Source organism: Streptomyces sp. CCM_MD2014, from assembly GCF_000772045.1.
Classification (GTDB): domain Bacteria; phylum Actinomycetota; class Actinomycetes; order Streptomycetales; family Streptomycetaceae; genus Streptomyces; species Streptomyces salinarius.
Window position 1 is genome coordinate 72,470 of the sequence record NZ_CP009754.1, and the last position, 24,227, is coordinate 96,696.

Below are 24,227 nucleotides of genomic sequence, written 5' to 3' on the forward strand. Positions count from 1 at the left end.
GGTCAGCGGCGTGGGAGGTCGGCCCAGGCGGTGAGTGCGAAGCCGTCGCCGTCCCGCCTGACTTCGGCGGCCCCGCGTCCCGGCCAGTGGGCAGGGATGACGAGTTCGCGCATCTCGGCGGCGCGGGACAGGTAGGTAGAGCGGGTTCGGGCCGCGAGAACAGGATCGTCGCAGAAGCAGCTGTTCCACGAGGGTTCGAGGACCTGGACGGGGCTGTGCAGCATGTCGCCGACGAAGACGGCGCGGTCGGTGCGTGAGCGCAAGGTGAGGACGGAGGAGCCGGGTGTGTGGCCGGGCGCCGCCTCCAGTGTCAGGTTGCCGTCGATGCGGTGGGTTCCTTCCCACAGTACGGCTTGCCCGGCTCGGTGGATGGGGGCAATGCTGTCATTGAAGACGAGCTTGCTGCCCTCCCAGCGGACCCGTTCGTGCTCGTCGCGTGGCGCCCTGCTGCGGCCGGGGCCCTCCGGGTCGAAGTAGAGGTTGTCGGCGCGTGGGATCAGGTACGTGGCGTTCGGGAAGGTGGGGACCCATGCGCCGTCGCGCCGTTCGGTGTTCCAGCCGACGTGGTCGTAGTGGATGTGGGTGTTCACGACCACGTCGACGTCCTCGGGTGCTACGCCGGCCTGGCGCAGCCGTTCGGGGAAGTCGGTCTTCAGCCCGGCGAACTGAGGTACCTGCGGACGCTCACGGTCGTTGCCGACACCGGTGTCGACCAGGATGGTCTGCCCTTCGCTGCGCAGGACCCAGGTCTGTACGTGGCATCGGTAGGAGTCGACGTCCGCGGTCCAGAAGTCCGGCTCCAGCCACTGCCGGTTGCGTCGCCAGGTGTCCTCGTCGCTGTCAGGAATGATGAACCGGGCGGTACGGACAGGGCCGGACCACTCGATGACGCGGGTGATCGATACGTCGCCGAGTGTCATGGTGTCTGCGGGCATACGAGTTCCCTGAAGAATGGGGGCGCGGCGGGTACGGAGCCGGAGGCCGGCGCCGTGCTCGCACGCAGCGGGTAGTCGGACGGAGCGCTGGTCGGTCTGGTGCGCGTGCATAGCAGGCCAGGACGGTACGGACGGCCTCCTCGATCACCACGTCCACCGAGGGCTGTCCGCGGTCTCCTCTTCGAAGGCCATGACGCTCGGCCAGACGAGGAACTCCTGCTCGGGCCCCTTGAGCTGGCGAGCCGCCAGGTGGGCAGCGGGGCATCGCAGGCGGCCGTCGACGACCAGCGCTTCGACGCAGACCGCGAACGTCCGCGATCGGCCCTTTGCCTTGCCGAGACAGCTCCTCTGCCATCCAGGGCAGCAACTGATCACAGGCCCAGGAGCCGTTCGGCGGTACCGTGGGCTATGCGGTTCTTGTCCTGGACACTCAGGTCTGCCTCGTCGAGGAAGGCTGTGACGCCTTCGTTTCCCACGAACGGATAGTCGACGGCGAGGACGATTCGTTCGACGCCCAGCGTCTCCACGCAGAACCGGAGCTGTGCCTGGTTCCACATGCCACTGGGCGTGATGTGGACATTGTGCCTGAAGTACTCCGCGAACGGCCGGTCGAGTTTTGTGATCTCCTGAGGCAGCAACTCCTCGATCCTGTCGAGATAGAACGGGATCATCTCGCCCCAGTGACCGAGGATGACCTGGAGGTCCTGGTACCTGTCGAAGACACCGGAGAGCACCATGTGGATGAAGTGCTCTGCGGTCTCCACGTGCCATCCCCACGCCGCGGTCTGGAGCCTGCCGGTCACGAGCGAGGGGAGGCCCTCGTAGCTGGCCTCGGTGACCGCGCGCGGCGGCATCGCGGGGTGCAGGTAGATGGGCACACCGAGGCGACTGGCCGTGCGTAGGACAGGGTCGAATCGCGGAGCATCCAGGAACTCGTCCTCGGTACGCCCGTTGATCAGCGTCCCGACGAAGCCCAGGTCGCTTACGCAACGTTCCAGTTCATTCGCGGCGGCCTCGGGGACGGCAGTCGGCAGAGCGGCGAAGGCGGCGAAGCGCCCGGGGAACGCGTTGACCGCTCGTGCCGCGGAGTCGTTCGCGGCGCGGACAAGTTCCGGCGCCACGCCGGCCGGCGCCTGCTGCGCCCACAGACAGGACAGGACCTGGGTGGTGATGCCGTTCAGGTCCATGTTCGCGATCCGCTTCTCGCCGAGGTCCAGCAGCAGGGACTCACTCTGCAGCGAGCCCGCGAACCCGGTCCCGGCTGCGTAGGCCGCAGCGAAGTTCGGGGCGAGTCGGTTGATGGTCGGACTGCTCGCCGCTGCGAGCGCAGGGTCCACGAAGTGCTCTTCGAGCGTGATGATCTTCAAGACAGCAACCCAAATAGAGGACGATTTTGTCTCTTACATTGAAGGGTACAGGAGCACTCGGCGTGACGCGAGCACGGGCGAGCAGCTATAAAAGACACGATGAGCCGCCCCTCCCCCACCCCTTCGAAGGTCCGTGCCCCTGTCGCCGCGGAACGGCCCACGCGTCGGCGAGGCACGGAGCTGACCCGGGCGATCTACGAAGCGGCACTGCGGGAACTTGCCGAGACGAGCTTCGAGGAACTGAGCTTCGAGTCGGTGGCATCGGCCGCAGGCACGGGCAAGTCCGTGCTCTACCGCCGCTGGAGCACCACCGCCGAACTTGTCCTGGCAGCGCTCAAGGACTACGAGGTGGGTCTGGCCAAGCCCGTAGTGCCGGACACGGGCACGCTGCGCGGAGACCTGATCGTCATTCTTTCAACCCTCGCCCAGGTTCTGGACGAGCCGCGTGGACGCGCGTTGTGGCCCCTGATGGTCCAGCGTGCCCGCCACCCTGAACTCTTCCAACAGGTCATGGACCAGGTCAGCCACCCCCACCGGGTCGCCCTGCTCGCATGCATCCGCGGGTTCGCCGACCGGGGCCAGGTCAGCCCGGCCAGGGCGACGGCACGCATCGCAGCCGTAGGCCCGCGCCTGGTCATCGCCGAGTGCCTCGAGACGGGGAGCGTGTCCCGCGACGACGTGGTATCCATCGTGGACGAGGTGCTGCTGCCCCTGCTGACGTCGTGACGGCCTCAAGGCCGACCTCTGTACCCGCTCAAGAGCTGCAGAAGGTACTGCCGCCCGGCGCCGGTACCCGGCCTCCTGTCACGTCGTCCGAGCGAAAGTGCGGTCGTCGGCCCCATACACACGGATCATGTGCCCAGAGCAGCGAGGCGCATCCTCCGCCGCCGCGCTGGACACACTCGTAGGCCCACCGCACAAGGGAGCGAGATCGGCAGCTTTGCCCCCGATCTCAGCAGTTCGCCAGTAACCCAGCCACCCTGGTTGCACCGTTCGTTCGACAGACCCTTCTGGACCGTCGGGCGCCTGACAGAACCTTCCCGACATGGCGCACGAAGCGGTCGAGGAAGGCTACGAGGAAGAAGTGGTCGGGCGCACCGCTCAGACCCAATGGGTTCCCTTCGCTCAGGCCCTCACCGGTGACCTGTTGTTCGTCGACCACCGTACGGACCACTATGGAGAAGTCGGCGAAATTTCGTTCGGCGACCCCGAGTACCTGCCGCTCTGGCCGTCAATGACTCTCATGCTGACCGACTTGTACAACGCGGTGGAGGGATCACTGCCGCTGCCCACCGCACGGCGTCGTCCCGCGGTCCATGAAGGGCGCATGCTGGAGTGGGTCACGGGCTGACGGAAAGCGAAGCGTCCTGCCGGATCACCATGATCCGGCAGGACGCTTCGTTGACTGCCGTTGCCAGCTGATGTTGCAGGCCGACTTGATGTCGCAGTACTCGAACCCGGACTGGACGAAGACCGGCGGCCGGACCCTCTCCCTGCAGCCCCGCGAGGTTCAAGACGTCCTCGACCACGCCCGCCTCCAGCAGCGCGACGAGCAGCGGTGAGCCAACTACGGAACCCGTGCCGTCAGCCCGCCCTGCGCGGTCAGGCCATTTCGACGCAGCGGTGGACCCGGTCGAAGCGCCGGGCCGCCACGTCCCGGCGGCGGATCACCCAGTGAGCAACGCCGGAGTCCAGTTCCCTGACATCCTCGCCGCATCTCCAGGTGGCCAGAAGAACCCAGTCATCGGCGTCCTCTCCGTGGGCCGTACCACCCTGCTCGCAGGGCCCGGACTCCTCGGAATCACGGGCGTAGAAGACGGGGTCGTTCTGGGGCGAGACCGGATGACCGCCGATCTGCAAGGCCCAGGGAGGGCGGTAGCCGCCCACGTCTGCCCAGGCGTCGTCGAGTTCTTCGGCCAGTTCGCACTGCTCGTCCTCAGGAAAGTCGCCCCATCTGTCGAGGGCAAAGCTCTCCGGCATCTGCGCGCTCGGCTGATGCCAGACCGTGCGGAGCTCACGCTGCCGGTACGGCTCGCGCCAGCTGTTCTCGAGGGGGCTCGGGGTAGTCGGCGTCCCGGCGGGGACGTACAGCACCGCGTCGGGCACGTCCTCCCTGATGTGCACATCGGTGCCGGAGAAGAGGAGCAGATGGCCGTCGGCTGGCAGCGGAAGGCCGGTCGCGCCCGGCGGGAGAGCAGCGAGGTCGACGCAGGCCACGAGGGGATCGGACGGCTTCGGCGTGCCCTGCGGCAGCAGGGGATCACCGCCGATCCGGGCCACGAGGGGACCGTCACCGCCTTCCGCCAAGTACACCGCCGGACGGACGACACGTATCCATTCCTCAACGTCCTCCGCCGGCAGCCCCCGGGATGCCGCCTCGCCCCGGAAACGCTTCACTCTGTTCTCGGTCTCGTCAGTCACCGGGCCACCCTATGACCGTCACACCGGGTGGTGTTGTCCGCGTCCCGGTGTAGGTCCCACATGAGCAACATGACAAGGACCGGTGGGATGGACTACTGACCGTATGGTGGGCGAGTCGCCCGCAAATGCGCTCCTTGCGAGACGAGTCGGCAGCGACGCGCACTGCTCGCGGGATCCCCACCACAAAAAGTAGGCGACACAATCATTGACGCTCGACACCATCAAAGACCATTGTGTGTCAGGCGTGGCACGCCTGAGGCCCGCCCGGTTCTCAGAAGCCTGGACGGAGAAGGCAGACAATGAGATGGAAACGGTTGACGCCTGCACTCACAGCGCTCCTCGTCGCCACCACTGCCGGAACGCCGGCCGTGGCCAGGACACACGAACGAGTCTCCCGCCCCGGTGAGTACGCCGGGTACGCCCCCGTGCTCTACGACGAGTGGGTGCGCACCTCGCAGTACCTGCCCACACGCGACGGCACCCGGCTCGCCGTCGACCTCTACCGTCCCGCCGTGGACGGCAAGGCCGTCGAGCGTCCCTTCCCCGTCGTGTGGGAGCACCAGCTCAGCAGGGCCTCGCGCACCGAGGACGGCACGATCAGCCTGCGCGGGGTCACCAGCGGCATGGCCGAACTCACCAGGTACGGCTACACGGTGGCGTTCGTCGACCGCCGGGGCAATGGCGCCTCCTTCGGCACCATGACGGGCTATCACTCCCGCACGGAGGCGTCCGACGCCTATGACGTCACCGAATGGCTGGCCGCTCAGTCCTGGAGCGACGGCCGTGTCGGTGTGTTCGGCTGTTCCAACACGGGCGACGCGGCGATGCAGGCTGCGACCGTGGGGGCTCCCCACCTCAAGGCCGTCTTCGCGGGCAACTACTCCTTCCACAAGTACGACGCCTTCCAACGGGGCGGAATCAGGGCCAACTGGGGGGCCGGTCCCAACCGCACGCGTGAAGAGGACCTGCGCAACCTGCCGGTCGACGCGGACCGCGACGGCTCGCTGCTGCGTCAGGCGGTGGCGCAGCACCAGGCGAACACTTCGCTGAAGGACATGTGGCGGGCGGCCCCCTACCGGGACAGCGAGGTCGCCTCGGTGGGTACCCGGCCCTGGCACGAGTACAGCGTGGCCACCTACAAGGACGCGATCGAGCGCTCGGGCGTCCCCGTCTACAGCTTCGACGGCTGGGACGACGACTTCCGCAAGGAGAGTCTGGTCAGTGCGGCGACCCTGTCGAACCCGCACAAGGTTCTCGTCGGCCCGTGGCCGCACTGCGGCAGCGAGGGCTTCGACATCGTCGCCGAGCGCCACCGGTTCTTCGACTACTGGCTCAAGGGCGTCGACAACGGCATCATGCAGGAGCCGCCGGTGCACTACTACACCGGTTCGTCCGACGGCACGGGAGAGTGGCGGAACGCCCGGCAGTGGCCGCCGAACCCGCCTGCCCGCCAGACCCGTTACTACCTGGACGGCGGCAGCAGCGGCACCGTCGGCTCGGTCAACGACGGCACGCTGGACCGCTCACGGCCACGCGGCCACGGCGCCGGTGACGCCTACCGAGTCGACTACTCGGTGAGCTGTCCCGAGCCGGTCGGGCTCGGCCAGACCTGCCCGCAGGACGAGAAGGGACTGACCTACACCACGGCTCCCCTGCGGGACGACGTCGAGCTCACCGGCCACCCCGAGGTCTCGCTGCACCTGTCCTCCACCGCACCCGACGGCAACGTCTTCGCCTACCTCTCCGACGTCGCCCCGGACGGCACCGTGCGCATCCTCACCGACGGCCGGATCCGCCTGGCACTGCGCAGCACGCAGCGGGCGCCCTACGACGTGCTCGGCACACCCTGGCACCGCGGCAACGCGGGCGACGCCGAACCCATGCCCGCGGCCCGCGCGGAGCGCGTCGACTTCGACATGCTGCCCCTGTCCTCGGTGGTGCCCGCCGGCCACCGGCTGCGCGTGACCGTCACCGGGGCCGATGTGCGCGAGAGCGACCGCACCGAGCTGAGCCCGGCCCCCGTGTACACCGTGCACCGCGAGCGGGCGCACGCATCGTCCATCACCCTGCCGATCGCGCGGTGAGCGCCGTGACGACGAGGAGGACCATGGGAACGAGAAGACTGCGCGACGCCGTCGTCGTGTGCCTGGCGGCCGTGGGGGTGGCCGCGCTCGCCGCCCCGACGGCGGAGGCCGGGCCGCGCGGCGGCGCGCCGTGTCCCGAAGGGAGTCCCGCCGACGTGACCTGTACGGGTGGGCAGTTGACCGACGGCACTCCGTACCGGTTCGTGGTCCCCGACCGCTGGAACGGCGTGGTGATCGTCGACCTCGACTTCGTGAGCCGCCCCGCCGAGGAGCCGCTCACCGCGGAACTCACCGGGCGGGGTTATGCCGTGGGCGGCACCACCCGCGACGTCACGGGCTGGCGCATCGCCGAGGCCATCGACAACCAGGCTTCGGCGCTCCGGCGGTTCGAGGAGACCGTCGGCCGTCCCCGGTGGGCCGTCGCCTCCGGACGCTCGATGGGCGGTTTCGTGTCGGCGGGCGCTGCGCAGGTCCACCCCGACGTCTTCGACGCCGCCGTGCCCTTCTGCGGCGGTCTCGGCGGCGCCGTGGGGCAGTGGAACCAGAAGCTGGACACCGTCTTCACGCTCAAGAACCTGCTCTTCCCCGACAGCACGCTGCCGGTCACCGGGATTCCCTCCGACACCGGACAGGCCACCGCGCGCTGGAGGTCGGCGCTGGCCTCCGCCCAGCAGACCCCTGCGGGCCGGGCCCGTATCGCGCTGGCCGCGGCGATCGGGCAGTTGCCGGGCTGGGGCCTGGACGCCGACGGCGCGGCGACGCCGATGCCCGATCCCGGCGACGCGGACGCCGTGCAGGAGGGCATGTACCTGGCCCTCGCCGGCGGCGCGCAGCCGTACGTCGGTCAGGCGATGAGCAGTCGGCGGTCCATCGAGACCCTGGCGGGCGGCAACCCCTCGTGGAACACGGGCGTCGACTACGCTCGTCAGTTCGCGTCGGCGAGCCCGGAGCAACGGCGGACGGTCCGGGAGATGTACTCCCGTGCGGGCCTGGATGTCCGCGCCGACCTGGGGGTCCTTTCCCGGGCGCCGAGGATCCGGGCCGACCCTGCGGCAGTGGCGTACCTGGAGAAGGGCATCGTCTTCGACGGAGACCTGGAGATCCCGGTGCTCACGGTCAATCCGATCGGCGACCAGATCTCCACCGTCGCCCAGCAGCAGTCGTACGGAAAGGCGGCACGCGCGGCCGGGAAGGCGGCGCTGCTGCGGCAGAGTTACGTGCGGTCGGTCGGGCACTGCGGCTTCACGCCCGGCGAGCAGGTCGCGGCGATCACGGCGATGACGCAGCGGCTGACGACCGGGCACTGGTCCGACTCGGCCACCCCGGAGGGCCTGAACCGCTCGGCCGGCCGGGCCGGGGAGGCACCCGGGCGCTACGTGCACTACCACCCGCCCGTCTTCAACCGCCCCTACCCCGGCTGACCGGCTGACCAGGTGGCGCAAGGGCCCCGCCGGACGAGCGTCCGGCGGGGCCCTTGCGGCTGCGGCGAACTACCCGCGTGTGTCGAGCGGGGTCTCGCGGAGCAGGAGTACGGCGGCGAGGGCGGCCCCTGCGAGTGGTACGGCCACGAGGAACACGGACGCGAGTCCGGCGCTGTAGGAGGCCCGTACCGAGTCGGCGACCTGGGCGGGCAGTTCGGCCACGCGCTCCGGGGTCCCGAGCAGGCTGCCCGGATCCTGGCCGGAGGGCGTCCCGGAGCGCAGCCGCGCCGAGATGATCGCGCCGAACGCGGCCACGCCGACCGCTCCGCCGAGTGTGCGGCTGAAGGTGGCCGCCGCGCCCGCCACCCCGACGTCGCCGGTGCCGACGGAGGTCTGCGCGACCAGCACCAGCACCTGCTGGGTCAGCCCGGTGCCCACGCCGAGGACGGCCATGGCCGCGGCGAGCCACCACGGGGAGGTGTCCGGCGCGATCGGTGACAGCGCCACGGCGCCGGCTGTCACCAGGGCGCAGCCCGCGACGGGGAACACCTTCCAGCGGCCGGTCCTGTTGATCAGGTATCCGGAGAGCGTGGAGGCCGCGATCATGGTGCCGACCTGGGGCAGCATGAGCAGCCCGGCCTCGGTCGCGCCGTGGCCCCGCACCACCTGGAGGTACTGGGGCAGGTAGATGACGCCGCCGAACATGACCGCGCCGACCAGGAAGCTCGTCGCGCACGCCACGGCGAGGCCGGGCCGGGTGAACAGCCGGGGCGGCAGGATCGGGTCCGCGGCGCGGCGTTCGCGGCGCACGCAGGCCACCGCCAGCACGAGCACGCCGGCGCCGAGCGCGAGCGTGGGCCAGGACGGCCACGGCCACGCCCGGCCGCCGGCGGAGAGCAGCAGGACGAGCCCGGAGGCACAGGCGGCGAGCAGGGTGGCGCCGAGGACGTCGACGCCGCCGCGGGGAGCCTCGGGGGCGCGGTGCGGTGCGAGCCGGACGAGCAGGGCGGCGGCCAGCGCGACGGGGACGACGCCGAGGAAGCACCAGCGCCAGCCGAGGCCGGGCAGACCGACGAAGAGCCCGCCGACGAGGGGCCCGGCGACGGATGCGGTGCCGAAGGCCACACCGAACCAGCCGGTGTAGAGGCCGCGTCGGCGCGCCGGGACGAGCCCCGCGACGAGGGCGTTGGTGAGCGCGAGGACGCCGCCCGCTCCGACGCCCTGCAGTGCGCGTCCGACGATGAGCGCACTCATCGACAGGGCACAGCCGGCCACCAGCGAGCCGGCCACGAAGACGCCCAGCGCGGCGAGGAGCAAGGGCCTGGGCCCCTTGCGGTCGGCGGCTTTGCCCCACAGCGGCGTCGCCACGGTCATGGTGAGCAGCGCGGCGCTCGCCACCCAGGGCACCTGGTCCTGGCCGCCCAGCTCCCCGGCGATCGTCGGCAGCGCGATGCCGACGATCGTGTTGGTGAGCGAGCCGACGAACAGGGCGGCCAGCGCCCCGGAGAGTACGGTCCGCGGGGCGGGCGCCGGGTCAGTCACCGGCGAGGACGTGCCGGTCGAGCCAGTCGCCGACGGTGCGGGTGAGGGTGTCGCCGTCGGCGCTGCGGGTGTCCACGTTGTCGGCGTGCAGTTCGAGCACCGGGATGCCGGCCGCCTTCAGGGCACGGGTGGTGAAGTAGCTGCCCCGGGCGTCCTCGGAGACCAGGTGCACCACGCCGTCGACGCCGTGGTGGCGGGCCTCCTTCACGTACCACTCGGCCGACCAGGGCGGCGTGTAGAGCTGGTCGGAAAAGGCGGCGAAACGGGCGGCGAGGGCGCGCAGCGGGTCGTCGCCGTAGCGCAGGTAGCCGTCGGCGGCGATCGCGAGGTACATGGACCAGACGAACACCGCGCCGTGGCTCTCCTCGAAGCGCCGGTAGAAGTCGAGATCGAACCAGAGCCCGCGGCCGATCCACATGAGCCTGGCCCGTTCCTCCGGGCAGACGGACGTGCCCGTGGACACGCGCTCGGCGACCTCGTCGTGGAAGGCGCGGGCGGCGTCGCGCGCCCAGGCGGTGCCGCGGTGCCACTGCGGGATCATCACGCTGGGGATGCTGTCGTTGACCGGCAGCGGGCAGGGGCGTGCCCGGGCGATCAGGTCGCGGGTGCGGCGGTTCCACTCCTGCTGCTCGTTGACGAGGGCCATGACCTCGGTGAAGCGGGTCTCGGAGAACACCCGGCCGGTGGTCTGCTCCAGGAACCTGATGAGGCCTTCGAGTTCGCCGGTCATCAGGTCCAGGCGGTCGCTGCCGACGGCCCGTTCCCAGTCGCGCGGCATCAGCTCCCACCAGCGCGCGGGGACGTCGTTCTCGGCGGCGCTCTCCAGGGGGTAGAAGGAGACGCCGGGCTGGGTGTCCCAGATGTCGAAGATCTTCCGGGAGGCGTCGCCCGTGGTCTCCGCGAGGACGATGGTGGGCCGGGGCAGGCCGCCCCAGGGCGCGTTCGCCGGGTCGGGGTCGAAGGCCGAGGCCAGGGGGATGGAGCTGTACTGCTCGCTGTCGTCTGGGTAGCCGCGCTCGCGCAGGAGTCCGAGGTAGTCCTGGGCACGTCGTTTGGCCGTGACGATCGAGGACCACCACTGATTGACGACGTAGGGGATGCCCATGGCACGGAAGATCTCCTGCGGGGCGTCGGCGTTGACCAGCGCGAGAGGTCCGCCGTCCGCCACTTCCTCCCTCAGGTCGGCGAACCACTGCCGCTGGTGGGCGGTCGCCGCCGACGCGGAGGCCAGTCGGGCGGCGCTCATCGGGCCGCCTCCGCGCGGGCACGCGGCCCGGTCGGCTGCGTCGTCCGCGTCAGTTCCGCCAGTGCCTCGGCCGCCTCTTCGCCGAGCGCGCCGTACGGCTGCCGGTTCAGCAGCACGGACGGCAGTCCGGTCGCCTCCCGCTGGGCCGGGTAGTCCCAGCCCGGGGCGTCGTCGTGCACCCGGGCGTAGCTCACGAGTGCCTGCGCGCCGCACTCCCGCGCCGCACTCCGGGTGTGTTCGGCGCGGGCGCGGATGGAGGCCCGGGGCGCCGAGGGCCCGTTGTACTGGTAGCGCTCGGCGAGGGCGGCTTCGGTGGGGGCCGCGGTCCGGCGCAGGGAGAGCAGGTCGCCCCAGTCGTGATCCTCGCCGACGACGAGCAGGCCGCTGTCCTCCAGAGCGTCGTAGACGTGGACCGTGTCGTGCGGGCTTCCGGTGAGGAACACTCTGACTCCTTCGTGCGCGGGCAGGTGGTCCGCCTCGGTGAGCAGTTCTTCGAGCAGCGCGGTGGCACGCTCGACGGGCAGTACGGTGGTCGCGGCCACGACGGTCAGCGTCTGGGCACCGGTGAGGCGGGCCGGCTGGGACCGGCGCAGGGCGGCGACCCGGGTGAGCAGTTCCCGGAGCCGGTCGTGGGCGGTGATGGCGTCGGCGAGTGCCCGGTCGTCGATCGGCCGGCCGGCCCACGTCTCCACGGTGGCGCGCAACTGGCCGAACTTGGCGCGCACGTAGCGGGTGGTCGTGCGGTGCGGCAGGTGCAGTACGTCGACCAGGTGCACCGGCGGCAGGGCCAGGGCGGGGTCCACCCGGCGCAGTTCGCGCAGTGCGTAGAACAGCCGCAGGGACGCCTCGCAGTCGCGCGAGACGACGATGCCGTCCAGCGGACCGAAGTCGCCTGCGAGCAGTCGGGTGAGGACGGAGCGGGCCGCCGGGTCCAGGCCGGTGCCGAGGTAGCGGTCGCCGTCCGTGCTCGGGGTGCCGGGGCTGCCGGACAGGCGCAGGGGCAGCAGGCCGGCCGCGGTGATGTACTCGACGGGGACGTCGGCGCCGATGTAGCCGATCACCCCGCCGTGGTGGCGTGTGCGGAACGCGTCGGCGGCCGCGCGACGGTCGGTGCCGTGGGAGGTGAGCTGCGCGAGGGCAGCGGCCATGGGGGTTCCTCCAGAAGGTGCGAGCGTGCGGTGGAGCGGCGATGCGGGCGCTGCGGGGTCAGATCACCGACTCGGCGGCCAGCTCGGCGAGTTCCTCGGGGCTGTAGCCGAGCTTCTCGCGGTACACCGCGTCGTTGTGTTCGCCGAGCGCCGGGGCGGGCCGGTCGAAGCCCGCGCGGGCGGCGGAGAAGCGGATGGGGACGCCGGTGGTGGCCAGGCCCTCGACGGGGCCGTGCGTCGGGTGGGTGACGGGGACGACCTCCTCGCGCTGCCGCACCAGCGGGTCGTGTACGGCGTCCCTGGGGTCGCGCACCTCGGCCGCCGGAACGCCGTGCTCGGTGAACGCGTCGAGCGCCTCGGCCGTGGGGCGGGTGCTGCTCCATTCCCGGATCAGGGCGTGGATCTCGTCGGCGTGGCGGACCCGCTGGTCGCGGCTGTGGAAGCGGGCGTCGTCGATCAGGTCGGGGCGGCCGACGGCGCGCAGTACGCCGTGGGCGAAGGCGTCGGTGGGCGCGGACAGGGCGATGTGGCCGTCGGCGGTGGGCAGGATGCCGAAGGGGGCGAGGCGGGGCACCATCGCTCCGGTGCGCTGCGGCATGCCGACTGCGGCGAAGGCGTCGAAGGGCTCGCACGCCACCAGGGAGGTGAGCGCGCCGAGCATGGAGACGTCGACGTGCTGTCCCTCGCCGCTCTGGTCGGCCTGCATGAGTGCGGACAGGGTGCCGATGACCGCGAACAGCGGGGCGAGCATGTCGCCGACGGGAAGTCCGAAGCGCACCGGTCCCTCGTCCGGCTCGCCCGCGGTGAGCATGACGCCGGACAGCGCCTGGATGATGGAGTCCATGGCCTTGCCGGAGCCGGGCCCGCCCTGGCTGCCGAAGCCGGTGATGGACGTGTAGACGAGCCGTGGGTTGAGCTGGTGGACGGCGGCGTAGTCGATGCCGAGGCGGCCGGTGACGCCGGGGCTGTAGTTCTCCACGAGGACGTCGGCGTCGCGCACGAGGTCCGCGAAGACCCGCCGGGAGCGCTCGTCCTTGAGGTTGAGGGTGACGCTGAGCTTGTTGCGGCCGCGGGCGAGCATCGAGACCGACATGTCGTCGGGGCCGCGCCGGGTCACGGAGAGGCCGTCGCCGCCGACGTAGGGGGCGTTGTTGCGGGAGGAGTCGCCGCCGGTGGCCGGGTTCTCGACCTTGATGACGGTGGCTCCGAGTCCGGCGAGGAGCAGGGTGGCGTAGGGGCCGGCCAGCGCGGTGGTCAGGTCGATGACGGTCCGTCCGGCCAGTGGCTGGTCGCTCATGATGCCCTCTCGGTGTGCAGGTCGATCCGTACGCGGCCGTCCTCGCGGACGAACCGGCCGTTCAGGCCCGCGGTGCGGGTGATGTGCTCGATGTAGTCGGTGACCCGTCGGCCTTCGTCGGTGTCGCCACAGGGCACGGGGCGTCCCCCGTCGTCGATCCAGCAGGGCTCGAAGCCCGCCTCGACGAGGCCTTCGCCGTCGAAGCGGCACACGGCGATCGCGGTGTTGCGGCTCTCCGGGTGGAAGGGGTAGGCGGGCATGCCGGGGTCCGGGGCGAAGCCGTACAGCTCCTTGCGACGGCGGGCCCATGCGGTCAGTTCGGCGCTGGAGCGGCTGCTCGCGTCCGGGGTCAGCGCGCGGGTCACGGTGACGAAGTTGCCGAGGCCGTGGAAGATCGGGCGGCCCCGGTAGACCTCGATGCCCCGCATGATGTGGGCGTGGTGGCCGAAGACGGCGTCGGCGCCGGCGTCGATGGCGGCGCGCGCCACCGGTGACTCGTACATGGCGACGGCGGCGGGGGTGTGGCCGACGCCCTTGTGGAGACCGACGAGGACGACGTCGGCGCGCTCGCGCAGGGCCGCGACGTCGGTCTGGAGGCGGGTCAGGCTGTCCGGGTCGGCGAAGGTGTAGGTCTTCGGCGGGCCGCCGGGGCTGGCGTGGTCGAGCTCGTAGTGGGTGAGGACGTGGACGTAGGCGCAGCCCGCCTTGCGGGAGGTGGCCCAGGACTCGCGCGGGCCGACGCAGTTGTAGGACAGGACGCCGATCCGCAGCCCGCCGCGCTCGACCACGGCGGGGGTGCGGGCCTCGTCCAGGTTCGTTCCGGCGCCGACCGTGGCCAGGCCGGCCCGCCGGGCGTGCGCGACGGTGTCGGTCACGCCGGTGTCGCCCGCGTCGTAGATGTGGTTTCCGGCGAGTGTGACGATGTCGAAGCCCGCCTCGGCGAGCGCGGTGAGGGCAGCGGGGTCGGCCGGGGGTGCGGGGACGTCGGTGCTCTGCTGGGCGGTGGTGGTCGAGTGCGGGACCTCGACGTGCCCGACGGTGACGTCCGCGGCGCTCAGCAGGGGTGCCGAGGGGGCCAGGAACGAGGCGGGATCGGGCTCGTCGAGGATGAGGTCCCCGACCGAGGCGACGGTGATCACGAGACGGGCTCCTGGGGGGTGGTGTCGGTGTCGCGGTGCCGGGCGAGGAAGGAACGCAGGCGCGCGGTGCGGGGGTTGGTGAGCATCTCGTCGGGTGTTCCGCTCTCGACGATGCGGCCCGCCTCCATGAAGACGCAGCGGTCGGCGACCTCGCGGGCGAAGGCGATCTCGTGGGTCACCACGACCATCGTCATGCCCTCGCCGGCCAGCTTCCGCATGACGCCGAGTACCTCGTCGACGAGTTCGGGGTCGAGGGCGCTGGTGGGCTCGTCGAAGAGCATGACGCGGGGCCGGGCGGCGACGGCCCGCGCGATCGCGACCCGCTGCTGCTGGCCTCCTGAGAGCTGGCGCGGGTAGTGGGCGGCGCGGTCGGCGAGGCCGACGCGTGCGAGCAGGTCACGGGCCTCGGCCTCGGCCTCCTCGCGCGACCGGCCGTGGACGCGCACCGGGGCCTCGGTGATGTTGCGGAGCACGGTGAAGTGCGGGATGAGGTGGAACTGCTGGAAGACCATGCTCATCCGGCTGCGCTGGGCGGCGACCCGACGGGCGCTGAGCGGACGCAGACCGCCGCGGCGCCGTTCGTGGCCGAGCAGTTCGTCGTCCAGGTAGATCGCGCCGGAGTCGATGGTCTCCAGTTGGTGCACGCACCGGATGAGGGTGGACTTGCCGGAGCCGGAAGGCCCGATGATCGTGACGACCTCTCCGTCGGCGACGTCGAGGTCGACTCCGTCCAGGGCGGCGTGCTCACCGAAGTTCTTGCGTATGCCCCGCACGCGCAGGGCGGGTCCAGTGGTCATGCGGACGCTCCGTCCGTCATCTTGTTCGGGCGGCGGGTGAGGCCGCCGGTGGTGTGGCCCCGGGAGAAGTGCCGTTCCAGCCAGCGCTGTCCGACCGTGAACAGGGTGACCACGGCGAGGTACCACAGACAGGCCACGATGAGCATGGGGACGATCTCGTAGGTGCGGTTGTAGACGACCTGGACCGAGTGCAGCAGGTCGGCCATGGAGATCACCGAGACCAGCGCGGTCCCCTTGAGCACGCTGATGAACTGGCTGCCGCCCGGCGGGATGATCACGCGCATCGCCTGCGGGAGCACGACCCTGAAGAAGGTCTGGCCCGGGGTGAGGCCCATCGCGCGGGCCGCGTCGCGCTGTCCCTGTTCCACGCCCAGCAGTCCGCCGCGGATGATCTCCGCCATGTACGCGGACTCGACCAGCGACAGCCCGATGACGGCGGCCGTGACCGGCGTGATCACCTCGTTGGCGTCCCAGGAGACGAACTCCGGGCCGAAGGGGATGCCGAGGGAGATGCGCGGCAGAAGATAGGCGAGGTTGAACCAGAAGATGAGCTGCACCAGGGGCGGGATGCCGCGGAAGACGCCGATGTAGAGCGTGGCCGCCCAACGGACCGGCGGGAACTGGGACATCTGCGCCGCGGCGAGGATTGCGCCGACGACGGCGCCGACGACGGTGGCCGCGACGGCGAGCCACACCGTGGTGCCGAGCCCGGAGAGCACCGAGGGTTCGAAGAGGTACTCCGCGACGACGCCCCACTCCAGGCGCGGATTGGTCACCAGGAAGTGGACGAGGAGTACGGCGACGAGCGCGAGTACCGCGCCGGCCACCACCCGCCAGGGCCGCACGCGCCGCCTGGACAGTGCGACGTCGTCGGTCTTCGGGTTGGCGGGGATCCTGCTCTCCGTCACTGGGATGGGTCCGGCCACGGTTCAGCTCTCTTTGCTGGCGATGTTGAGGACGGGTTCGTCGACCATTACGTCCTTCAGTCCCCAGTGCTCCATGACGCGTCGGTACTCACCGTCGTCGACGAGCTTCTGGAAGGCCTTCTGGAGCACCGGGCCGAGCTTGCTCTCCTTGGGGACGAGGAGGGCGAGGTTGTCGGTGGTGGCGCCCTGCTCCTCGGTCTGGGTGACGTAGGTGTACTTGTCCGACTGGGACCCGGTGACGTCGATGGCGGCGGCCTGGGTCATCCCCGCGGCGTCGGCGCGGCCGGACTGTGCGGCGAGGAGGGTGGCGTTGGTGTCGTCGAGTCCGATCGACCGGGTGGGCTGCTTGCCCTGGCCGGTGCAGTACGCGGACAGTTTGGCCAGCTGGCTCTCGACGATGCTCGACTTCACCACGGCGACCTGCTTTCCGCACAGGTCGGCGGCGGAGGAGATCCGGGCCTTGCCGGTCTTGGGCACGACGTAGGACGTGCGGCTGGTCATCCAGGTGATGGTGTCGAACTGGCGCTCGCGTTCGGCGGTGGCCTGCACGGGCCCGTTGAAGCCGTTGTAGCGCCCGCTGAGCATGCCCTGGAGCGCGGCGGGGAGGTTGTTCACGATCTTGATCTCGGTGCGTACTCCGAGGACCTGCCCGAGCGCTTCCTGCAGGTCCTGGTCGATGCCCGTGACGGAGCCGTCGGCGCCGACCGAGCGGAAGGGCGGGTGCGAGTCACCCGCGAACCGCAGGACCCCGGCGTCCTTGACGGCCTGAGGCAGGGCGTCGTGGAGGGCGGCCACCTCGGGGACGGAGGGCTTGGAGACGCCTTCCTCCTCGTCCGCCGCGCAGCCGGCGAGGGCCATGGCGGAGACGAGCGCGGTCGTGAGGGTGCAACATGTTCGCCACCGACGGTGGCCTCGAAAGTTACGCATGAAGGTGTTCCCTTGCATGGGAGAGGATCCGCGTCATTGTCGGTATCGATGCCGAGCGTCGCATGAGGTGTCGCCTATGACAAGAGTCGTGCGATACTTCGATGCGACGCGAAGGCCACCGAGGAAACTGAGGTGCCATGGGGAAGGACCTGTCGAAGGCCGAGCTGCCCCGGGCTCAGAACGGGGCGGAGCCCCAACTCCTGCTGACGTCCCTGCTGGGCGACTTCTGGTACTGGCGGGACGAACACATCCCCGCCACGGCCCTGGTGAGGCTGCTCGCCGACTTCGACGTGACGTCCGACGGCGCCAGAGCCGCGATGCGCCGGCTGGTGGCCCGCGGGCTCCTCGACACCTCCCGCAGCGGACGCACCACGGCGTACGGGATCCCGGCGCGCACCTCCGAGGTGATCGTCGAACGCACGCACCGGATGCTGACCTTCGGCACGACCGCGCCCGAATGGGACGGACAATGGACGGTCGTCGCGTTTTCCGTCCCCGAACAGGCGCGCGGTCTGCGCACCGCGCTTCGCTCCCGGCTGCGACTGCTGCGGTTCGCCGCGCTGTACGACGGCGTGTGGGTGTCACCGCACGACCTGGGCGCGGACGCGCAGGCACTGCTGCGGGAACTCGGCATCGAGACCGCGACCGTACTGCGCTGCGTGGCGGTGCCCGGCGGCCGCCCGGGCGACCCGGTCTCGGCGTTCGACCTGGCGTCACTGGGCAAGGAGTACCGCGCTTTCACCGAACGCTACGAGCCGGTGCTGAAAAGCCTCGCGGCGGGCTTGATCAGCCCGGCCGAGGCGCTGCGCACCCGCACCGAACTCCGGGTGGCCTGGCGGCGGTTCCCGGAGACCGACCCGGACCTGCCCGCCGAACTGCTGCCGTCCGACTGGGACCGGCCGCGCGCCCAGCAGGTCTTCCTGGAGATCTACGACCGCCTGGGCCCCCTGGCCGAACTGCGGTTCCGGCAGATCCTCGGCACGGTCTCACCCGAACTGGCCGAACTGGCCTCCCATCACGACTCTGCGGCCATAGCCGACCTGTACGCCTCGTTGGGCGACCGCAGGGCGCACGGGGACACGCCGTTCGAGCGGGCGACGGCGGCACGGCGGCTGGACGAGGTGGCGCGCTCGAAGTCGTGACCCCGGCGGCCGGGCTCCGGTCCCGGCCCCTCCCCCACCACACGGCTGCCCTCCCCCACCACACAGCTCCCCTCCCCCACCACGCGGGCTCCGTCACCCGCGGCGCGGGTCAGGACAGGGCGCGGTGCGCGCTCTTCAAGGCGTCACGGAAGCGCTCGACGTCGGCGGGGCCGAGGTCCGCCACCATCCGTTGCTCCAGCATCCGGGCCGGTTCGGCGTGCTCGGCCAGCAGCCGCCGTCCCGCGTCCGCGAGCAGGATCACCTTCTCGCGCCGGTTGCCCGGGTTCGGCTCCCGGCGCACCAGTCCCCGGCTCTCCAGCCCGCGCACCATGTCCGCCATCGACTGCGCCGTCACGAACGAGTCGCGGGCCAACTGGGCGGCGGAGATGCCGTCGTGGCGCTCCAGCACGGTCAGCGCCGTGTACTGCAACGCGGTGACGCCCGCCGGCTTGAGCAACTCCTCCAAGCGGGCGCGGACCACGAGTTCGGTCCGCTTGAGCAAGTAGAGCAGCGACGGCCCCGCTTCGGCCGCGGATCCGGCACCCCCCGCGGACCGCTCCGGCGCTCGTGTCATCCCGTGCCTCCACTGACTGCCGATCCGTGTCTCACGGTGCACCACCCTAAGCCATTGACAGGATTCCTGTTAAAAGAGAACACTGGGAACCGACCGACAGGATTCCTGTCGATCAATCACGGGTGACGGCCCGGTCGGCCTCACCGCCCCCTCAGGAACCTCACCGCCATCAGGAAGAGGCACAGTCATGGATCTGCAGGGCAAGGTCGCCGTCGTCACCGGAAGCGGGCGCGGGCTGGGACTCGCCTACGCCCGGGCCCTGGCCGCCGCGGGCGCCGCCGTCGTGGTCAACGACGTCGACGCCGACGTGGTCGACGAGGCGGTCGGCGCCATCACCGCGGCAGGCGGCCGGGCCGTCGGCGTCGTGGCCGCCGTGGGCGACAGCGAGGCCGCCGAGCGGCTCACCGAGGCAGCGGTGGGCGAGTTCGGCCGCCTGGACGTCCTCGTCACCAACGCCGGCATCCTGCGCGACCGGGTGCTGTGGAAGATGACGGACGACGACTTCGACTCCGTGGTCAAGGTCCACCTGCGCGGCACCTTCACCTGCGCCCGGGCCGCGGCGGTGCGGATGCGCGAGCAGGGCGAGGGCGGACGGCTGATCCTGATCTCCTCCCCCGCGGGCCAGCGCGGCAACTTCGGCCAGACCAACTACGCCGCCGCCAAGGCCGGCATCGTGGCGATGGCCCGGACCTGGGCCATGGAGCTGGCCCGCGCGGGCATCACCGTGAACGCGGTCGTCCCCGTGGCCGCCACGGAGATGACCAAGACCATCCCGGCTTTCGCCCCGGCCATCGAGGAGGCCGAACGCACCGGCACCCCACTGCCGGACTGGCTGCGCAAGGACGAGGGACTCGGCACCGTCGAGGACGTGGCGGGTCTGATCACCTTCCTCGCCTCGGACATCGCCAAGGACGTCACCGGGCAGGCCATCGGCATCGGCGGCGACCGGCTGGCCCTGTGGGCCCACCCCAAGGAGAAGTCGGTCGCCCTCACCGACGGCGGCTGGAGCGCCGAAGCGATCGGCGAGCACTGGCACGACGGCGTCGGCGCCGAGCCCGAGACGTTCGGCATCCCGGCTCCCAAGGCACCGGAGGCCTGACATGAGCGATCCGGTCATCGATGTCGACGCCCTGACCGCCATCGACGTCCACACCCACGCGGAGATCTCCCGCACCGGTCACGGCGCGCTCAGCCCGGAACTCTTCGGGGCCTCCGAGGAGTACTTCAAGGCGCACGGCCACCGGCAGCCGACCATCGACGAGATGGCCGCGTACTACCGGGAACGGCACATGGCCGCCGTGGTGTTCACCGTGGACGCCGAACACGCCACCGGCCATCCGCGCATCGCCAACGAGGAGGTCGCCGAGAGCTGCGCCGCCCACGCCGACGTGCTCGTCCCGTTCGCCAGTGTCGACCCGCACAAGGGCCGTGCGGGCGTTCGGGAGGCACGCCGCCTGGTCGAGGAGTACGGGGTACGCGGCTTCAAGTTCCACCCGAGCATCCAGGCGTTCTCCCCGGACGACCGGATGGCGTACCCCCTGTACGAGACGATCGAGGAACTCGGCGTGCCCGCGTTGTTCCACACCGGGCAGACGGGGATCGGCGCCGGGGTGCCCGGGGGTGGCGGCATCCGGCTGAAGTACTCCAACCCCATGCTCGTCGACGACGTGGCCGTGGACTTCCCAGAGCTGCGGATCATCCTGGCGCACCCGTCGTTCCCCTGGCAGGACGAGGCCCTGGCCGTCGCCACGCACAAGCCCTACGTGTACATCGACCTCTCGGGCTGGTCACCGAAGTACTTCCCTCCGCAGCTGGTGCGGTACGCCAACACGCTGCTCAAGGACAAGGTGCTCTTCGGCTCCGACTACCCCGTCATCACCCCGGACCGCTGGCTCGCCGACTTCGAGAAGCTCGACATCAAGCCCGAGGTCCGGCCCAGGATCCTCAAGGACAACGCCGCCCGCCTGCTCGGCCTGCGCAAGGACTGAGGGAGGACGCCGTGTTGAACCAAGGCATCGGCTCCTGGCCCGCCCGCCGGGCACGCAAGACACCGGGGCGCACGGCCCTGGTCCACCGGGACGCCGAGATCACCTATCGCCGACTGCACGAGCGGGTCCTGCGTCTGGCACACGGGCTGAACACCCTCGGCGTCGCCCGCGGCGACCGCGTCGCCTACCTGGGCGCCAACCACCCGGCCTTCCTGGAGACCCTGTTCGCCGCCGGCGTTCTCGGCGCTGTGTTCGTGCCGCTCAACACCCGCCTCGCGGACGCCGAGTTGACGTACAACCTCGTTGACTCCGGCAGTACCGTGCTGGTGCACGGCGCCGAGCAGGCGGCTGCCGCGGCCGCGGCAGCCGCGAGCAGCGGAGTCCGGCACCGCGTCACCCTCGGCACGCCGGACGGCGAGGGCATCGGCTACGACGATCTACTCGCGGCTGGTGACACCGGTCCGCTGGACGAGCCCGTCGCCCCGGACGATCCCTGCGTCATCATGTACACCTCCGGGACGACGGGCCGCCCCAAGGGCGCGGTGCTGTCGCACGCCAACATCACCTGGAACAGCGTCAACGTCCTCGTCGACACCGACCTGACCGGCGACGAGGTCACCCTGGTCGTCGCCCCGCTGTTCCACACCGCCGGGCTCAACATGACCTGTCTGCCCACCCTGCTCAAGGGAGGACGGGTCGTGCTGCTGGAAGCCTTCGACCCAGGGACGGTGCTGGACGTCGTCGAACGCCGGCGGGTGACGTACATGTTCGGGGTGCCCACGATGTACGACGCGATGGCCGCCCATCCGCGCTGGGAGACGGCCGACCTGTCCAGCCTGCGCTCCGTGAGCTGCGGCGGCGCACCGGTCCCGGCACGCACCATCGAGCGGTACCTCGCCCGCGGCCTGGCCTTCAGCCAGGGGTACGGCATGACCGAGGCATCCCCCGGCGTGCTCTTCCTCGACCGGGAACAGACCTCGGCGAAGGCGGGTTCGGCGGGCGTCCCGCACTTCTTCACCGACACCCGGGTCGTCCTCGCCGACGGCAGTCCGGCGGGGCCCGGACAGCGCGGTGAGGTCCTCGTCCAGGGGCCCAACGTGATGTCCGGCTACTGGGGCCGCCCCGAGGACACCGCGGCGGCCTTCACCGGCGACGGATGGCTGCGGACGGGCGATGTCGCCCGCACGGACGCGGAGGGCTACGCCTACATCGTCGATCGGGTCAAGGACATGTTCGTCTCCGGCGGGGAGAACGTGTACCCGGCCGAAGTGGAGGACGCACTCCTCAGCCACCCGGCGGTGCGCGAGTGCGCGGTGGTGGGCGTGCCGGACGCGATCTGGGGCGAGGTCGGCCACGCCGTCGTCGTTCTGGAGGCCGGCCGCCGTGCCGACGGCCCTGACATCCTCGCGCACCTGCGGGGCCGGTTGGCCAAGTACAAGATCCCGAAAACCGTCGCCTTCACCGACGACCTGCCCCGCACGGCCTCCGGGAAGATCATCAAACGGGCCGTGCGTCAGGCCCACCCCGCCCCCTCTCCCGAAGCCACACCCCCAACCCCGTGGAAAGGCAGTACCCCGTGACCACCACCGCCCAAGGCCTCGAAGGCCTCGTCTCCCTCGCCGGCCGCGACCTCGGTCGTACCGACTGGCTGGAGATCACCCAGGAGCGTGTGAACACCTTCGCCGACGCCACCGACGACCACCAGTGGATCCACACCGACCCCGAGAAGGCACAGCACGGTCCCTTCGGCGGTCCCATCGCCCACGGCTACCTCACTCTGTCCCTGATCATCCCGATGTTCGGCGACCTGTTGGAGATCTCGGGCATATCCATGAGCGTCAACTACGGCCTGGAGAAGGTGCGCTTCCCGAGCCCGGTGCCGGTCGGCGCGAAGATCCGCCTCCACGGCGCGGTCGACTCGGTCGACGAGGTCAAGGGCAACGGCGTGCAGATGGCGCTGACCTTCACCGTGGAGGTCGAGGGCCGCGAGAAGCCCGCTTGCGTGGCTCAGGCTGTGTACCGCCACTACGCCTGACCGGACGGCTGCTCGGCGAGCTGCGCCGGGCCGGCCTGGTGGAGTCCCGGCGGAGCCTGGGCGGCGGGCCGGTCCCGGAGACGCGAGCCGGAGTCGACGACATTCCTCGACGTGTACGAGGCGGTGGAGTCCGGCCCGCTGTCCGCGATGCGCCATGCCCCCTACCAGCCCCCTTGCCGATCCCGTGATGGACCGTGGTTGTGGGCCCCGCCCGTAGACGGGGCCCACAACCCGCTGTCCACCGGACAGAGGTCAGCCGCTGACCGTGATGTTCGAGCTTCCGCTGCTCTGATAGCCCTCGGTGGCCATGATCATGTAGTACTTGAACTGGCCCATGTTCATGCCCGCGCGCGCCCAGGCGTCGAAGTGGTTGCCGGTGGTGATGGTGCCGGAGCCGCTCGTCACCTTCGATTGGCGGACGCTCCAGTACTGCTGGAAGGTCTTGGTGCCTTCCACGGACGGGGCGTTGTACCGGGTCGTCTGGTAGATGTCATAGGTGCCGCCGTCACTGGAGACGGTGCCCTTGTACGTGCCGGTGGGCCGGTAGCTGCCCCAGTTGTCGACGATGTAGTACTCCACCAGCGGGTTCGAGGTCCAGCCGTAGAGGCAGCCGTAGCCGTTGCCCGACGGGTTGAAGTAGCCGTTGTAGCGGACCGTCCTGCGTCCGCCGGTGCTCCAGCCCTTGCCGGCGACGAAGTTGCCGCAGTTGGTCCACTGGGTGCTGTAGCTGCCGCCCCCGTTGAGCGTCATGGAAACGGAGCCGCCGCCGTCGGTCCAGAACGAGTAGTACATGCCGTCGGTGCCGGTCTGGTTGGTGGTGATGGTGGTGGCGGCATGGGCGGTGCCGGGCAGCAGCAGCCCGGACGCGGTTGCGAGCGCGAGGGTGCCGGCGCCACCGAGGAAGCCTCGTCGGCTCACTCCGTCGAGGGGGGCGCGCTTCTGCTTGGTCCAGTCCTGCTGTGTGCCGTCCTGCTGCATGCGTTCTCCCGATGAAGGCGGGTGGGGGGCGAGCGACTTCTGCCGCCCGCTGCCTTGCACGAACCACGCGGGGCCGCCCGGTCGTCACGCCGTGACGACCGGTCGCCGTGCCCCGCCACTTGACGCGAACGGGCCGACGGCCGCCCTGTCGTTCAGTGGCCACAGCTTTCGCAAGGCGCCATGACCCTGTCAATACTTTCGACCGACTTTCGGAAACTCTTCCCGCCACGGGAGGAGGCTCTGGCGAGCACTAACTCCCT

Annotated in this window: 24 protein-coding genes; 10 read left to right on the forward strand and 14 right to left on the reverse strand. The window is 70.7% G+C overall.

Features of this window, described 5'->3' with window-relative positions; genetic code table 11:
* Nucleotides 1-2: 2 nt before the first annotated feature.
* The 3 genes from NI25_RS00350 to NI25_RS00360 form a co-directional block, all read right to left on the reverse strand.
* The gene (locus tag NI25_RS00350; protein WP_061440471.1) at nt 3-935 is read right to left on the reverse strand and encodes an MBL fold metallo-hydrolase; all 933 of its coding nucleotides are present in this window, start codon (nt 933-935) and stop codon (nt 3-5) included.
* 144 nt (nt 936-1,079) lie between these two features.
* On the reverse strand, nt 1,080-1,310 hold the full coding sequence (locus NI25_RS39890; protein ID WP_061440472.1) for a TetR/AcrR family transcriptional regulator C-terminal domain-containing protein: 231 nt from the start codon (nt 1,308-1,310) through the stop codon (nt 1,080-1,082).
* Entirely contained in the window at nt 1,307-2,302 is a 996-nt protein-coding gene (locus NI25_RS00360; protein ID WP_061440473.1) for an amidohydrolase family protein, read from the reverse strand. Before NI25_RS00360 ends, NI25_RS39890 begins: the two co-directional genes overlap by 4 nt.
* 99 nt (nt 2,303-2,401) lie before the next feature.
* Between NI25_RS00360 and NI25_RS00365 the strand changes: the two genes are divergently transcribed.
* From NI25_RS00365 to NI25_RS39340, 3 genes are all read left to right on the forward strand, one after another.
* On the forward strand, nt 2,402-3,028 hold the full coding sequence (locus tag NI25_RS00365) for a TetR/AcrR family transcriptional regulator (RefSeq protein ID WP_061440474.1): 627 nt from the start codon (nt 2,402-2,404) through the stop codon (nt 3,026-3,028).
* A 319-nt stretch (nt 3,029-3,347) separates the two neighbouring features.
* Nucleotides 3,348-3,653: an SMI1/KNR4 family protein gene (locus NI25_RS00370; protein ID WP_061440475.1), complete on the forward strand. Its 306-nt coding sequence runs from the start codon at nt 3,348-3,350 to the stop codon at nt 3,651-3,653.
* Between the two features lie 70 nt (nt 3,654-3,723).
* Nucleotides 3,724-3,864, forward strand: a complete 141-nt coding sequence (locus NI25_RS39340; RefSeq protein ID WP_158508426.1) for a hypothetical protein — start codon at nt 3,724-3,726, stop codon at nt 3,862-3,864.
* A 40-nt stretch (nt 3,865-3,904) separates the two neighbouring features.
* Here NI25_RS39340 and NI25_RS00375 read toward each other — a convergent pair whose 3' ends face one another.
* A complete protein-coding gene (locus NI25_RS00375) occupies nt 3,905-4,723 on the reverse strand; it encodes a DUF1963 domain-containing protein (RefSeq protein ID WP_061440476.1) in 819 nt (272 codons plus the stop codon).
* Nucleotides 4,724-5,091: 368 nt separating this feature from the next.
* Between NI25_RS00375 and NI25_RS00380 the strand changes: the two genes are divergently transcribed.
* Together NI25_RS00380 and NI25_RS00385 are read left to right on the forward strand one after the other, a co-directional pair.
* Nucleotides 5,092-6,807: a CocE/NonD family hydrolase gene (locus NI25_RS00380; protein WP_061440477.1), complete on the forward strand. Its 1,716-nt coding sequence runs from the start codon at nt 5,092-5,094 to the stop codon at nt 6,805-6,807.
* 23 nt (nt 6,808-6,830) lie between these two features.
* Nucleotides 6,831-8,228 carry an alpha/beta hydrolase family protein gene (locus NI25_RS00385; protein WP_199560793.1) on the forward strand — a complete coding sequence of 466 codons (1,398 nt, stop codon included), beginning with the start codon at nt 6,831-6,833 and terminating at the stop codon, nt 8,226-8,228.
* A gap of 69 nt (nt 8,229-8,297) precedes the next feature.
* Here NI25_RS00385 and NI25_RS00390 read toward each other — a convergent pair whose 3' ends face one another.
* From NI25_RS00390 to NI25_RS00425, 8 genes are read right to left on the reverse strand one after another with little or no spacing between them, the layout of a single operon-like run.
* A complete protein-coding gene (locus NI25_RS00390) occupies nt 8,298-9,770 on the reverse strand; it encodes an MDR family MFS transporter (RefSeq protein WP_061440478.1) in 1,473 nt (490 codons plus the stop codon).
* A complete protein-coding gene (locus tag NI25_RS00395; protein ID WP_061440479.1) occupies nt 9,763-11,016 on the reverse strand; it encodes a 2-hydroxyacyl-CoA dehydratase family protein in 1,254 nt (417 codons plus the stop codon). The genes NI25_RS00390 and NI25_RS00395 overlap by 8 nt, the downstream gene beginning before the upstream one ends.
* Nucleotides 11,013-12,164 carry a 2-hydroxyacyl-CoA dehydratase subunit D gene (locus NI25_RS00400; protein ID WP_061440480.1) on the reverse strand — a complete coding sequence of 384 codons (1,152 nt, stop codon included), beginning with the start codon at nt 12,162-12,164 and terminating at the stop codon, nt 11,013-11,015. Before NI25_RS00400 ends, NI25_RS00395 begins: the two co-directional genes overlap by 4 nt.
* A 58-nt stretch (nt 12,165-12,222) precedes the next feature.
* Nucleotides 12,223-13,461, reverse strand: coding sequence for a CaiB/BaiF CoA transferase family protein (locus NI25_RS00405; RefSeq protein WP_061440481.1), 1,239 nt, complete (start codon nt 13,459-13,461; stop codon nt 12,223-12,225).
* Entirely contained in the window at nt 13,458-14,600 is a 1,143-nt protein-coding gene (locus NI25_RS00410; RefSeq protein ID WP_061440482.1) for a CapA family protein, read from the reverse strand. Before NI25_RS00410 ends, NI25_RS00405 begins: the two co-directional genes overlap by 4 nt.
* Nucleotides 14,597-15,397 (reverse strand): amino acid ABC transporter ATP-binding protein, encoded by an 801-nt coding sequence (locus NI25_RS00415; protein WP_061440483.1) that lies wholly within the window; start codon nt 15,395-15,397, stop codon nt 14,597-14,599. Before NI25_RS00415 ends, NI25_RS00410 begins: the two co-directional genes overlap by 4 nt.
* Nucleotides 15,394-16,323: an amino acid ABC transporter permease gene (locus tag NI25_RS00420; protein ID WP_233520665.1), complete on the reverse strand. Its 930-nt coding sequence runs from the start codon at nt 16,321-16,323 to the stop codon at nt 15,394-15,396. Before NI25_RS00420 ends, NI25_RS00415 begins: the two co-directional genes overlap by 4 nt.
* 3 nt (nt 16,324-16,326) lie before the next feature.
* Complete coding sequence (locus NI25_RS00425) at nt 16,327-17,181, reverse strand: transporter substrate-binding domain-containing protein (RefSeq protein WP_107071573.1); 855 nt, start codon at nt 17,179-17,181, stop codon at nt 16,327-16,329.
* 206 nt (nt 17,182-17,387) lie between these two features.
* Here NI25_RS00425 and NI25_RS00430 point away from each other — a divergent pair, with 206 nt between their 5' ends.
* Nucleotides 17,388-18,392 (forward strand): PaaX family transcriptional regulator C-terminal domain-containing protein, encoded by a 1,005-nt coding sequence (locus NI25_RS00430; protein WP_061440485.1) that lies wholly within the window; start codon nt 17,388-17,390, stop codon nt 18,390-18,392.
* Nucleotides 18,393-18,501: 109 nt separating this feature from the next.
* Here the strand turns inward: NI25_RS00430 and NI25_RS00435 are convergent, their stop codons facing one another.
* A complete protein-coding gene (locus NI25_RS00435; protein ID WP_061440486.1) occupies nt 18,502-18,966 on the reverse strand; it encodes a MarR family winged helix-turn-helix transcriptional regulator in 465 nt (154 codons plus the stop codon).
* Nucleotides 18,967-19,153: 187 nt separating this feature from the next.
* On the opposite strand from NI25_RS00435, the gene NI25_RS00440 reads away from it, so the two are divergent.
* From NI25_RS00440 to NI25_RS00455, 4 genes are read left to right on the forward strand one after another with little or no spacing between them, the layout of a single operon-like run.
* On the forward strand, nt 19,154-20,065 hold the full coding sequence (locus NI25_RS00440) for an SDR family oxidoreductase (RefSeq protein ID WP_061440487.1): 912 nt from the start codon (nt 19,154-19,156) through the stop codon (nt 20,063-20,065).
* 16 nt (nt 20,066-20,081) lie between these two features.
* Complete coding sequence (locus NI25_RS00445) at nt 20,082-20,954, forward strand: amidohydrolase family protein (RefSeq protein ID WP_148315173.1); 873 nt, start codon at nt 20,082-20,084, stop codon at nt 20,952-20,954.
* An 11-nt stretch (nt 20,955-20,965) separates the two neighbouring features.
* The gene (locus tag NI25_RS00450; RefSeq protein WP_061440489.1) at nt 20,966-22,534 is read left to right on the forward strand and encodes an acyl-CoA synthetase; all 1,569 of its coding nucleotides are present in this window, start codon (nt 20,966-20,968) and stop codon (nt 22,532-22,534) included.
* Nucleotides 22,531-22,989, forward strand: a complete 459-nt coding sequence (locus NI25_RS00455; RefSeq protein WP_061440490.1) for a MaoC family dehydratase — start codon at nt 22,531-22,533, stop codon at nt 22,987-22,989. Before NI25_RS00450 ends, NI25_RS00455 begins: the two co-directional genes overlap by 4 nt.
* A 252-nt stretch (nt 22,990-23,241) precedes the next feature.
* On the opposite strand, the gene NI25_RS00460 is transcribed toward NI25_RS00455, so the two are convergent.
* Nucleotides 23,242-23,967, reverse strand: coding sequence for a glycoside hydrolase family 11 protein (locus tag NI25_RS00460; protein ID WP_061440491.1), 726 nt, complete (start codon nt 23,965-23,967; stop codon nt 23,242-23,244).
* Between the last annotated feature and the right edge of the window lie 260 nt (nt 23,968-24,227).

What these genes read in the sequence shown, in the direction of transcription:
- NI25_RS00350 (WP_061440471.1), bottom strand. Translation starts at nt 935, where the DNA reads ATGCCCGCAGACACCATGACACTCGGCGACGTATCGATCACCCGCGTC.
- NI25_RS00365 (WP_061440474.1), top strand. Translation starts at nt 2,402, where the DNA reads ATGAGCCGCCCCTCCCCCACCCCTTCGAAGGTCCGTGCCCCTGTCGCC.
- NI25_RS00370 (WP_061440475.1), top strand. Translation starts at nt 3,348, where the DNA reads ATGGCGCACGAAGCGGTCGAGGAAGGCTACGAGGAAGAAGTGGTCGGG.
- NI25_RS39340 (WP_158508426.1), top strand. Translation starts at nt 3,724, where the DNA reads ATGTTGCAGGCCGACTTGATGTCGCAGTACTCGAACCCGGACTGGACG.
- NI25_RS00385 (WP_199560793.1), top strand. Translation starts at nt 6,831, where the DNA reads ATGGGAACGAGAAGACTGCGCGACGCCGTCGTCGTGTGCCTGGCGGCC.
- NI25_RS00395 (WP_061440479.1), bottom strand. Translation starts at nt 11,016, where the DNA reads ATGAGCGCCGCCCGACTGGCCTCCGCGTCGGCGGCGACCGCCCACCAG.
- NI25_RS00400 (WP_061440480.1), bottom strand. Translation starts at nt 12,164, where the DNA reads ATGGCCGCTGCCCTCGCGCAGCTCACCTCCCACGGCACCGACCGTCGC.
- NI25_RS00405 (WP_061440481.1), bottom strand. Translation starts at nt 13,461, where the DNA reads ATGAGCGACCAGCCACTGGCCGGACGGACCGTCATCGACCTGACCACC.
- NI25_RS00415 (WP_061440483.1), bottom strand. Translation starts at nt 15,397, where the DNA reads ATGACCACTGGACCCGCCCTGCGCGTGCGGGGCATACGCAAGAACTTC.
- NI25_RS00425 (WP_107071573.1), bottom strand. Translation starts at nt 17,181, where the DNA reads ATGGCCCTCGCCGGCTGCGCGGCGGACGAGGAGGAAGGCGTCTCCAAG.
- NI25_RS00430 (WP_061440485.1), top strand. Translation starts at nt 17,388, where the DNA reads ATGGGGAAGGACCTGTCGAAGGCCGAGCTGCCCCGGGCTCAGAACGGG.
- NI25_RS00435 (WP_061440486.1), bottom strand. Translation starts at nt 18,966, where the DNA reads ATGACACGAGCGCCGGAGCGGTCCGCGGGGGGTGCCGGATCCGCGGCC.
- NI25_RS00440 (WP_061440487.1), top strand. Translation starts at nt 19,154, where the DNA reads ATGGATCTGCAGGGCAAGGTCGCCGTCGTCACCGGAAGCGGGCGCGGG.
- NI25_RS00460 (WP_061440491.1), bottom strand. Translation starts at nt 23,967, where the DNA reads ATGCAGCAGGACGGCACACAGCAGGACTGGACCAAGCAGAAGCGCGCC.